3 protein-coding genes are annotated in these 13,241 nt (G+C 36.5%); 1 reads left to right on the forward strand and 2 read right to left on the reverse strand.

Annotation, left to right across the window (positions count from 1 at the left end; genetic code table 11):
- Positions 1-346: 346 nt before the first annotated feature.
- Entirely contained in the window at positions 347-3,682 is a 3,336-nt protein-coding gene (locus tag BW936_RS11685; protein WP_076548580.1) for a VCBS repeat-containing protein, read from the forward strand.
- Between the two features lie 8 nt (positions 3,683-3,690).
- On the opposite strand, the gene BW936_RS11690 is transcribed toward BW936_RS11685, so the two are convergent.
- Entirely contained in the window at positions 3,691-4,404 is a 714-nt protein-coding gene (locus BW936_RS11690) for a carboxylesterase family protein (RefSeq protein WP_076548581.1), read from the reverse strand.
- Between the two features lie 189 nt (positions 4,405-4,593).
- A complete protein-coding gene (locus BW936_RS11695) occupies positions 4,594-13,224 on the reverse strand; it encodes a T9SS type B sorting domain-containing protein (RefSeq protein ID WP_076548582.1) in 8,631 nt (2,876 codons plus the stop codon).
- Between the last annotated feature and the right edge of the window lie 17 nt (positions 13,225-13,241).

Consider the following 13,241-nt stretch of genomic DNA (forward strand, 5'->3'; position numbering starts at 1 on the left):
TTACTTTAAAAACAACCTCAAAATCAGGACATTGAAAAATGTCCTGATTTTTTTTTGGCAAAGTTTAAAACAGAATTTTATAATGTAACCATATAAGCAACTAGTTAATCATGCTAGTTTTAATCTATCTTGACATTTGAAAACTTAGACCATAAAAAAACGAATTAAATCTTTAAGTAAGCAACCAACTCTTTATGATATTCAGTACAAAAACACTATTTTGGTACTACACAAAACCAGATTAATATTTACTCACATAAGATATTTTATCACATTGTTTTCTTTTCAATAAACTCACAACAAATTGAATACTTCTTCTCTAGTATAGAGTATAAAAAAACTTATTATGCGAATCTTTTCGGCTATAACCATTGCATTACTAACAACCATTCTTTTTTCATGTAACCAGAAAGAATCCGTTTCCCTTTTTAAAGTGGTACCGGCTTCAGAGTCAGGAATTGACTTTAACAATAAAATAGTTGAGACAGATAGCTTCAACATATTAACAAGCGAGTACATTTTTAACGGTGGTGGTGTGGCCATTGGTGATTTCAACAATGACCATATGCCCGATTTATTTTTTAGTGGAAATCAAGTATCTAATAAATTATACTTAAACCAGGGTAATTTTAAATTTAAAGATGTCTCTAAAGAATCAGGAATTGAAGCTTTAAACAAGTGGAATACAGGTATAGCTCTCGCAGATATCAACAATGATGGATTTTTAGATATATATGTGTGTTCTGCCATGTTAAATAGTGATGAGGAAAAGAAAAACATGCTATTTATAAATAATGGTTTAAATAAAAATAACATACCAACATTTACGGATAAAGCTTCTGAATTTGGCATTGAAGAATCAGGTAATAGTATGGGGGCTTCTTTTTTTGATTACAATAAAGATGGCCTTTTAGATTTATATGTCTTAAACAATGTTGACGTTCATGTGCTACCTTCAACGTTTAGAAAAAAAATTACAGATGGTACTGCATTAAGTAATGATAAACTATATAAAAACAATGGTGACGGTACTTTTACAGATGTTACCATTGAAGCAGGTATAACTATAGAAGGTTATGGCTTAGGACTTTCTATTGCAGATTTAAATTTTGATGGTTGGCCAGATATTTATGTAAGTAATGATTACCTATCAAATGACCTTCTTTACATTAATAATCAAGACGGAACATTTTCTAATAAGATAAAAGAGAACATCAAACACCAAAGTAAGTTTTCTATGGGGAATGATATTTCTGACTTTAACAATGACGGTTATTTAGACATTATTACCTTAGATATGCTAGGAGAAACCAACGAAAGGCTAAAAACAACCCTAGCTGGTAATAAATACACAGAATATATTTTAAATGACCGTTTTGGATATGAATACCAACATACCAGAAACATGTTGCAAAAAGGTAATGGCAACAATGTACCTTATAGTGAAATAGGTTTAATGGCAGGTGTGTCAAAAACTGATTGGAGTTGGTCTCCACTTTTTGCAGATATGGATAATGATGGCTATGAAGACTTATTAATTACAAATGGCTTCCCAAGAGATATCACCGACTTGGATTTTGGCGATTTTAAATTCAATGTAAGTAGGTACTTGAGTCCGGCTCAAATTTTGGATTCAATACCTAAAATAAAGATTCCCAACTACGCATATAAAAACAATTCAAACAATCAGTTTTCAGATGTAAGTCAGGATTGGGGAATAGGGATACCCTCTTTTTCTAATGGCGCCGCATTTGCCGATTTAGATAACGACGGTGATTTAGATTATATCGTAAATAATATTAACGATGAAGCTTTAATCTTTCAAAATAATACCAACCACAAGGATGGTCTACATAATTATCTAAGTATAGCTCTTATAGATGCTCCATCAAAATCAAAAAAAACAGGTGCAAAAATTGTTTTAAGGTTCGGTGACGATACTTTTCAATACCATGAACATTATACATATAGAGGTTATATGTCTACCGTTGAAGACATAGCACATTTTGGTTTAGGCCATAAAAAACAAGTTGAATCTGTAGAAGTACTTTGGGCAGATAATAAGTTCCAAAAACTAAAAAATATTGAGAGTAACCAACGATTAATCATAAAATACGAAAATGCAACCTCTATAGCTCCTGAAAATTTAACTTTCCCTTTGGTTGCCAAAAAGGAAAAACCAATTTTCAAAGAAGTTTCAAAAGATAAAAGATTAACATATTTACATGAAGAAAAAGATATAGTTGACTATAATATTCAACGAACCATACCTCATAAATTAACCCAAAATGGTCCTGTAACAGCTACTGGAGATTTAAATGGTGATGGTATTGAAGATTTTATCGTTGGTAGTTCTACAGGAATGTCTCCCCAATTATTTTTTCAGGATGCCAAAGGCAACTTCTCGCAACAAACTTTATTTGACAATGAAGAAAACATGAAATATGAAGAGGAAAGTATTGCTTTATTTGATCTAGAGAACGATGGCGATCTAGATATATACTTAGTCTCTGGAAGTAATGAATTTAACCTAGAAAGTAACAACTATACGGACAGATTATTATTAAATGATGGTAACGGAAATTTTACTATTTCATCTGGTAAGATGCCTAAAATTAATACAAGCGGTTCAGTTGTAACCACGTCAGATTTTAATAACGACGGCTTTGTTGACCTTTTCGTTGGTGGAAGAACACCTTACTCAAAATATCCTAATGCTGAAAAAAGTTTCTTATTAAAAAATGAAAACGGAATATTAAAAGATGTAACGACTAGTATTGCTCCAGAATTAAGAAACCTAGGTATGGTTACCAATGCAGTTTGGGCAGATATTAATTTAGACGGAAATGATGATTTAATTATCATTGGAGAATTTATGCCTATTACTATTTTTAAAAATACGAGTACCGGTTTCGACCAATTAGATAAAACAGGAGTTGAAGAACTTTATGGTTGGTGGGAATGTATTACTACCACAGACATTGATAATGATGGCGACCTAGATTTTATTGTAGGTAATTTAGGTATGAACAACTTCTATCAACCATCTACGGAAAGACCTGTTTCTGTAATTGCAAAAGATTTTGACAATAATGGTACTATTGACCCTGTCATGTTCGCTTATTTCAAAGATAGCTTTGACAACCCTACCTACAAATCATTTCCAGTTAACTTTTGGGGAGATTTAAATGGCCAAAGTCCACTATTTAGAGCAAAATTCACCACATTCAAAGGGTACTCCAAAGCTACTATTTCAAGTTTATTCACCAAGGAAGAACTGCAGGGATCAACAAAACTAATTGGTAATTTTGACAAAAGTATCGTTTTAGAAAACATGGGCGATGGCACATTTAAATACAGCCCACTACCCATAGAGGCACAAGTTGCTCCAATAAACGGAATTGCAACATTAGATTATAACAATGATGGCAATGAAGATATTTTGTTAGTTGGTAACGATTTTGGAAATGAAGTTTTTATAGGACGATATGACGCCTTCAATGGTTTATTATTAGAGAATGATGGTAAAGGTAATTTCAAATCCATAGAGACATCTAAAAGCGGATTTTTAGTACCAGGCGATGCTAAAAGCATCATAAAGGTAAACAGTAATCAAATAGACCGACCCTATTATATTGTTACTCAAAACAGAGATTCTATTCTAGTGTTTCAGGAGAATTAAAGAAAATCTTACTTCAACTCTTGATTCATAAACCAATCATAAAGCGCATCGGTTTCATAGGCTTTGATCCATGCGCTGTGACCAACGTTAGGGTATCTGGTAAATATGACTTCGTAACCCATTTCCTTTAACTTAGCTACCATATTCTCTGATTCTGAAAAAGGAACAGATTTATCTTTCTCTCCATGAAAAACCCACATTGGCATTTTTCTATTTATCCATGAGGCATAAGGCAAAGGTGCCATACCACAAACCACTGCCATTGCGGCAAAAGTATCTGGATATTGAACAGCCAACTCCCACGCAGCTCCCCCTCCTCTACTTAATCCCGTTAAATAAATTCGCTTTTTATCTATTCTATTATTACCAACAATAGAGTCTAACAACTGCTTAACAGCTCTCGTGTTCCACCATTTTTTTGCATTCGGATTTTGAGGGGCCAATATTAAAAAAGGAAACTTTTTACCCTGAACAATTAATTTTGGCGGACCATTTCTTTTCACCGTAACCAAGCTGTCTCCAGACTCACCGCCACCATGTAAAAACAAGAGTATAGGAAAGTTCTTCTCTGGTTCTTCTTCATAGTCCTCCGGATAATATAAATAGTAAGAAAGGTTCTCTTTTACATTCGTTTCCATTTCTGAATCTATCAGGACCGGTTTAGCCTGAGATGCACAACTTTGAAAAATAACCAATAAAATAATATATAAAATAGACCTCATCTGTAAACGTAATATTTTCTATCAAATGTACCCTAAAAACAAGTTTCTTTAAAGTTAAAGAAGTTTTTGGTTCATTCGTGTTCAAAAAGTTTGACGAATAAAAATTCTAAAACTTAATAAGTACATTCAAAACAAAAAAAGAGGATACCAAATGCATCCTCTTTTTTAAACTCATGTGCTCTCTTTTTGCTATCGATATAAGGTAAAATGCCCTACATATTTTATGGCATTACTATTAGCATTTACCACATACCAGTAATCTCCTGTAGGTACTTCATTACCTTCATAGGTACCGTCCCAACCGCTTACTTCATCAAGTACGGCCACTACTCTACCATAACGGTCATAAATTTTAACCTCAACACCATTAAAAAGATCTCTATTCTTAGGTGACCAGATATCATTTAAGTTATCTCCATCTGGTGTAAAGAAATTAGGGAATTCTAACATTCCTGTAAATTCGAACGGCACACTAAGTTCAAGTTCACAACCTCTGGCATCTCTTACACGAACATTAACTATTCCGCTTTCATTGGTGGTAAATATTGTCTCATCACCAAATGACTGTCCGTTAAAGAAGAATTCATATTCTCCGTAACCACCTGCTGCCGAGGCTTGTACTTCATTAGGCCCTGTCTTGTCAACAACCAAGCTTAATGGCTCATAGCCTTCAATGCTGAACTCAACCCTGTTGGTACAACCATTTTCATGATATATATATACGATATGGTCCCCTGCCGGTAAATCTCCCCATACATACTGATCTGTGGCATTTGCGGTAATAGCATCTGTAGGATCAATTGGATCTAGTGCAAACATTAGCTCAGGCAATAAATTGTCATTAGCCAACTGAATAGTTGTTGTACTGGTTGGAAATATTCCCTCACATCCATATTGAATTTGAGGTTCCGCTGTTAAATCAACTCCTATAGCTATGGTAAATAATTCTGAAGCCGTACACGAATTTACATCTTGAATATAAATTACGTAAGATGCGCCACCTTGCAAGTCCTCAATAATTTCTCCGGTATATGGCGCAAATGTAGCCGTACCAGATTCATCAACCGGATCGATCATTTCAATCTTATACTCAAAATAAGGTGTTGGACTAACCAGAGCATCCTCAAAAGGGGTACCGCCAACAATATCAAATACAACCGTACCATTATTAGCCCCTATACAAAGTTCAGGCGTAGTTTCAATATTTATCACTTGAATTTGGTCAGGCTCTTCAACAGTGATGAAATCCTTTTCAAAACAACCATTGTCATCTTTGATCAATATCTCATACGTACCAGCGGCAAGTTCATCAAAAGTATACGTGCCTGGATTTTCGGAATCACTAAAGAAATCATTAAAGTTAGGCGCAATAGCAAACTGAATCAAGCCTTCACCACCAGCACTTACAGAAACCGTAATAGTTCCATCTTCTTCGCCATTACACGTTACATTTGTAGCAACAGCATCAAAAATGATAGGTTCTGGTCTAACTATTTCAAACGGACCGGCAATATCCATACATGTAGCACCACTGGTTACGGCAATGTAATATGCTGTTCCTTCCGGAAGACCTTCAAATGTTCCGTTATCCTGAGGTCCTCTAACCATTGTTGCAGTTGCTGCAGGGTTAAAAGCATCTACCGGGTCACCTTCATACAGGTAAAATAAATCTTCACCTACACCACCGTTAACAAAAGATTCTATTCTACCATCCAATTCAGAAGCACAAGAAATATCATCTGGTAAATTTGGAAGCAATGTAATACCCGTAGCATCGGTCATTGTTATACCGTTAGAACGTATTGCAGGACAAGCCCCGGCGCCATTCACCTTTCTTACATCAAATTGATACGTAATACCTTGAACTCCGGTAATTGTTACAGAATTACCCGTCATAGGTTCATAAGTGCCTATGGTGACTCCGTTTTCAACTCGTAAATACTCATAAGTAAATAATGGATCAGGGTTTTCAACCGTCATTCTCATTTCACCATCTCCTCCACAACCAGGTACTCTGGTTTGCACCAATAATGGCTGAATAGGTGGTGGTGGATCAACATAGTAGGCGTCAGTTATGAATGAACATCCAAAACTAGACGACACTTCTATGGCATACCAACCAGCACTAATATACCCACCGCTATCACCAATAAACGTTGGGGTATTCTGCAATCCACTTTCAGATAAAACTGCAGTATTATCATCTCCACTTAAATATAATAAAGTATAGTTATAACCTGCTCCTGGAAAACCTCCGCTTGCACCCGCTGTTGCCGTAATAGCATCACCCGTAGTAGTATCATAAGCTTCTAAAACTGCATTGTTTCCGTTTGGACAATCTAAGCTTTGTGGCTCTCTAATTCCTGCAATAATTTGAGGCACCTCTTCCAATTCTATTTCAACCGTATTTGTACAACCTTCAACATCTCTAATTTCCACTTCATAGAAACCGAAGGATAACCCGGTAAATTCATTATCATTTGAAAAAGCGCTAATTTCAGTCGTATAACTTGCTCCACCATCGGTACTCATTACTAATCTATATTCGTATGGCGTAGTGTCCCAACCTCCGGTACCTGTTGCTATTATTTCTCCTGTATTATTTGCACAGCTAACATTACCAATAGATTCAGCCGTTACCAGTAGTGGACCGTTTGGTGTTCTTATGTTCGCTACATTACTAATTCCGGAACAATACGGATTGTCAATTGAAACCACATCAACAATTAAGTTACCACCAGGCAAATTATCAATTCTAGCTTCGTCACCATTCACATCTGGGAAATTATTGGTATCAAAACTACCTGAAGCTAAAGGGGTAGTTCTTGCATCATCTGTAGCTTCATAAACGATGTAATCAAATACCCCTACATAATCATCCACCGTAATAAATAAGGCCCCATCATTACCAGGTACCGCACAACTAACTGGCTTAGCTTCACTAATTAATACCGTAGGTATAATAGGCGTATTTACCGTATGTACCGGCATTGGGTAGGTACAACCTACTGTATTATCTACGATCTCAAATAAATAATCACCTACAGCCGGCAGGTAAACATCAACATAGTTATCTCCCGGTGAATTTGAAAAAGGTGGTACTGCGATAACTGAAACTGTATTTACCGTAAAATCTGATGTACCAGCTACCTCTATACGTACACGCTCATTATCTCTACAGTTTAAAATATCTACCGCTTTAATTTTTGGAACTACATCTGTAGGAGGATTAATTGTAGGAAGTACAAAAGTAGCTTGACACCCATTGCCATCTATAGCATAAACAGTAATATTCTGAGGGGTACCATCATCTATAATTTCAAACGTATTACCTGTTTGATAGTTTTCAAAACCGGTGATGCTATATTGATATCCTGATCCCACAGTACCTACATCATCCACACTTACCGTAATAATAGTAGAACTATACCTGTTTGCACCTGGCTCACAAGCAAAATCTGCAGCACTAGCGGAAATATTAAATTCTGCCGGTTCTATAATAGTAACTTCACGTACATCTGTACAACCCAAATTGGTAACTACCTCAACAACATAATTACCAGGGATTAAATTAGTAAAAGACCCTGAATTGTTTGAAGCCAAAGCGGTTGGTGCTCCTGGTAGAGGCAAATTACCTGAGTATAAATTATATTCAGCTATTCCGTCAATATCGCTTCCAGTAGCCAATATTATATTTATACTACCGTCGTTTTCACCTTCGCAACTTATATCATTTGCTCCGGTTGAAATAATCAATGGAGCTGTAGGAACGGTACTAATAATATTCTCTACCAAAAATGGGCAAAAAATAGTACCGTCATTAACCAAATCATCTTCTAATAAAACCTGATAATGGCCAGCTGAAAGTCCGGTAAAAATGCCGGTATCATTGTTAGCTATATAATTACCACTACTATCCTGAAGTTCAAAATCAAAATTACCACTACCTCCATTTGCTGTTACCGTTATAACCCCATTTGAATCTGTACAATTTGGATCTGTACTAAATTCACCAGAAGCCGAAAGTACTTGGTAAACTTCTGGATCTGCAAAACCTACACAACCGTTAGCATCCATGACATCTACATGATAGACCCCAACACTACCAACGGTAAAAGTTGTTGTCCATGGATCTGTATCATTTAGCCTTGTACCTATTTGACTAATACCACCTAATGTAAAAGTAGGCGTATTAATAGTTGCAGGCATAGATAAATCTATAGTAAAGGTTGCTGTAGTCACATCACATTGATTACTAACATCAAAATCTGGTGTTGGCAATGGGGGATCTTCTGTAATTACGGCAGCTGAAATTCTATAAGAACAATTTCGGGCATCTTTGACGTAAATATCATATTCAATTCCTGCGCCGGGTGCACCAGGTAATGTAACCGTTGACGCATCGGTAAAATCATCAGAGCTATCGCCCGGAGTATTGGTTCCATCTTCATCAACTGGTGTTCCAGCAGGAACATATGCATATAAATAAGGACTTCCTGTTACAAATGGTGTTCCCCCACTACCTCTAACCGTTAATTGGCCATCAGCATTACAATTCGCATTAATGTTTTCAATAACATCAACTCTTGGTGCATTTAATATGGCTTCAACTTGATTTCCATCTGAACACAATGTACCATTATCATAAACAAAAATACTATATGCTCCTTCTGGCACTTGATATGTATAATTAAACTCGGAACGTGTTTCTGCAATAAATAGATCTCCTGTTTCCGTATTTCTAATTTCTATATCTAATAACCCTGATGCTCCAGTGACATTATATGTTAGTGCTACTAAATTGCCCGGAATACAAGTGGCATTATCAATCGTTAAACCTACATCAACAGTAGAAAGCCCCTGAGGCACTTCTATTATTTCCTGATAAGTACAACCTGTAGAAGTATCCTCGACTTCAACGGTCAGTACCTGCCCTAATTGTATAGCAGGAAAACAATACCTTCTAACTTCACTTGGCGGTATACCCCCTAAAGATATAAACGGAGGATTTAAACCATCTAATAAGCGAATATTAAATGGTCCGGTTCCACCAACTATATCTACACAGTAAGTGAATCCACCTGGTGTACACGTAGCAATTACCGTTAAATTATCTGGAATTATATCTACGGTTGCACTACCTATAGTAACCTCATCAATATCTCTACAACCTCTTGAATCTATAGTGATGAGTTGATAATTGCCAGGAGTTATTTCATCAGATGTAATCGTTAAAGGATAAATTGTTGCAGGATCAGTTACTACTCTAGTAATCTCATTTCCAAATAAATCTTCAACTATATATGTAAATTCAGCAACACCGCCACTAATTGACGAAACTTGAATTCCACCAGAAACTACATTACCTGTACAAGTAGCATCTAAAGGTACCACCGTTGCATCTGGACTTGCTCTTGTATCAATTAATATATCAACTGAAACTATACCAGGTATAAGGCATCCTCTTGCATCTTTCACTAAATATTCATAAATCCCAACCGGTAAACCTGAATAGGTAGTTTGCGAAGAAAATTCATAGATACCATCATCACCTACACTATAACTTAGACTCCCTGTTGGTCCAAATTTTATCTCATAAGGCGGTATACCAATAGTAGGATCCACAATTATATCTATAAAGCCACTATTATCATCGCCACAACTAGGACCTACTGCTTCATGACTGGCAACTATGGTAGAAGGGGCATCAAATATTATTGGTTCAGAAACGTCTGTACAACCATTATTATCTACAATTGAAACGGTATAACTACCAGCTTCTAGAGAACCAACATTGTAAACGAATGTATCTGCAGGCAAGGCAATCCCCGTAGAACCTGCTACCGGATTACCATCTTTAAATATCGTGTATTGCGTATTCGACAAATCAGAAATATCACCATCTGAAATTGTAATACCCATAGATCCATTACCCGCACAAGGTATTTCATTTATTAATGACAGGCTTACACTAACTTGAGGTGGGATAGTAACAGTTACGGAGTTTCTACAATGATTGTCATCTTGGACATCTATAGTATAAGTGCCCGGAAAGAGATCGCTAAATGTTGGGTTAGCCGTGAAAGCCCCATTGTTAATACGATACTCGTGACCTGATCCACCACCAGAACTAGATACTGTTACAGATGGATTACTTGTAGTAGTAAAACAAAGATCAGAACTTTGAATAGAAATACTTGGAGCAAATAGCTCTTCTAAATCAAACGTAAAAGTAGTACTACAACCTTCAGAGTCAATTGCGGTCAACGTATAAACATCAGTTGGATCAGACACATCGGTCGCCTCTGTTAAATTACCAAAAAACCTTCCTGACCGTATACCTGTATTAAATCCAGAAGGGTATAATAATGAATATTTATAGCCTCCCCAACCTCCGGTTACATTGGCCTCTACCCGTCCAATATTATTATTATCACAACTCATAGGTGTAACAACACTTGCGGACAAATCTAATACCGAAGCTTCATTAATATCAAAAGATGTAGTATCCGTACAACCCGTATCAGAATCAGTTACCGTAATGGCATATGTACCCGCACCTGATAATGGCAGCACTACTTCACGATTACTTTGTGGAGCACTAGCCGTTCCTCCATTAATAGCATAGGTATAATTGTTGGCAAAACCATCTACAATAAAAGTTCCACTACCATCTGTAGCGCCATTACATACCCTAAGGTCTCCACCAGATTTTACCTGTACTCGAATAGAACTTATTTCTACAGGTCTAAAACCTTCGGTATAAGAACATCCATTAACATCTGTAATTTGAAAAATGTATGGCTGAGAAGTAAGTAAACCGGTAAACGTAGCGTTATTTCCGTTATCAAAATAAGCCGGACTAATAATCTCATATCTATTGATTGTAGCGTTACTGGTAGGTGTTAATTCCACATCTGTAGTACCTGCAGCACAACTAACATTACTTTGTGCAAAACTTAAGTTTGTTGGCGGATCAACATCTAAAATTTCTATAGCTGTTAATTCTAAGCGACAACCACCAGCATCGCGAATAATTGGAGTATATATACCTGCAGCTAAATCGGTATAAGAAGTTATTGCAGAGAAATTGACACCGTCAATACTAAATTCATAGCCACTACCAGATCCACCCGAAAAAGGACCAACAAAATCTATTTGCCCCCCATTGGCACCGGTGCTAGTACAGGTAATATCAAGAACTTTATTTGCTGTTCCTATTAGTAGACCAACCGTATCTACAGTTACAGAAGGTAAATCTAATGTACACTCAAATCCGCCTTGTTGGTATCTTACTTCAATATCATTGTAAGTACCTGCCGCCACTGAAATTTGCGGAGTACTTACCCAAGGCTGAGAAGCATTTTCTCTATATGATATATTGTAACCCCTACCATTATTAATGGTAAACTCTAATTTTGCCCCACCGTTACTACAAGTACCATCTATACCAGTAACGGTAATATCTGGTGGTAGTAAACTTTCAACATCAGAAGAAGCGTTTATGATACAACCATTACTATCTGTAATAACAAAGTCATAAGTTCCTGCTGAGCCAACCGCATATGTTGTAGTTCCAGCATCTGTAGCCGCATCACCAAATGATGGTTGCACCGCCCCACCATTAACGGTAAATGTATAAGGTGCAGCCCCGCCAGTTGTATTTAAAATAATATCTACACTAGAAATATCTGAACAACCAAAACTACTGTTTACCTCAGTAGAAGCATCTAAAGCTGAAGCCCCGGCACCAATAGTAAAAGGGTTACCACTTGTATCTAAATGTTGTCGTGGAGGGTTAATGCCGCTTAATAAATCTCCCTTACATTGTTGCGTTTCTACTTGTACTATATACGTACCAAATCCTACTGCTGAAAAAGTATGAGTACTCTCAGTAAGAAAGGCAGTAAACTCCTGGCGTATACCGCTTGAGTTTAACAAAGTATATTTATATGGACCCGGCACATTAGAGGCCGTAACGGTTATACTACCAGTGTCTCCACTACATAGCGCATCTGTAAAAGTAGCAGCTATCTGGATCTCTTTTTCCTCTATTACAATAGGCTCGTACGGGTATTCACAAGTATTTGCCGTGTTTTTTAATCTAGCTTTAATATGATATGTACCAGCTGCTAGATTAGAAAAAATTGCTCCTTGCCAAGAACTACCCCCATCTATACTAAACTCATATGCACTAGACAAATTGGTAATCTGGATTCTACCATCTACCCCACAGATATAATCTTGTTTTACATAGGTTTGTGTTATGGTACTTTTCTTTACTTTAAAATAATAGGTCTGTCCGTCTACAACCACTCTATACTCTGCTCCAGAAGTTGAAGGAACAGAACTTGCATCTAAATTAAAAGTTGAACCTCTTGAAATTTCACTATAGCAAGATGAGGTGGTACTTGGGCACTCCGTATTTACATTTGGCGTACAAGAACCTCCTAATACTTGCCATGAAGCTGAACTATAAGGTCCTCCGGATAAACTTATAATACGATCATCATAATCACCACATAAATTAAAACGTGCAACTGTAAACCCATTATCATTACAGGTTTCTGTATCATCTGCACCAACAATAAGTGTATTGAACATTGCCGAAGTAGCTAGGTTTGACTTTCGTGCAACGTTGACTTTCTGTTTTAAGGTAGATTGCTTTTGGGTAGAAATCGAAACAACTTTTTCAATTACATTGGCCACCTCTTCGTACATAGTACTTACTTTAGAGTTGGCTAGTGCCGTAGTACCAATTACTGAAAGAACGATCAGAATAAGCACATACAGCGTATACCGCTGTTGTTTTGGGAGCATAGGTTAAGATTCATTTT

The organism is Maribacter ulvicola, assembly GCF_900155985.1.
GTDB classification, from domain to species: Bacteria; Bacteroidota; Bacteroidia; order Flavobacteriales; family Flavobacteriaceae; genus Maribacter; species Maribacter ulvicola.

Bases quoted from the DNA above. Each gene is read 5' to 3' on its own strand.
- BW936_RS11695 (WP_076548582.1), bottom strand. From the start codon at position 13,224: ATGCTCCCAAAACAACAGCGGTATACGCTGTATGTGCTTATTCTGATC.
- BW936_RS11685 (WP_076548580.1), top strand. From the start codon at position 347: ATGCGAATCTTTTCGGCTATAACCATTGCATTACTAACAACCATTCTT.
- BW936_RS11690 (WP_076548581.1), bottom strand. From the start codon at position 4,404: ATGAGGTCTATTTTATATATTATTTTATTGGTTATTTTTCAAAGTTGT.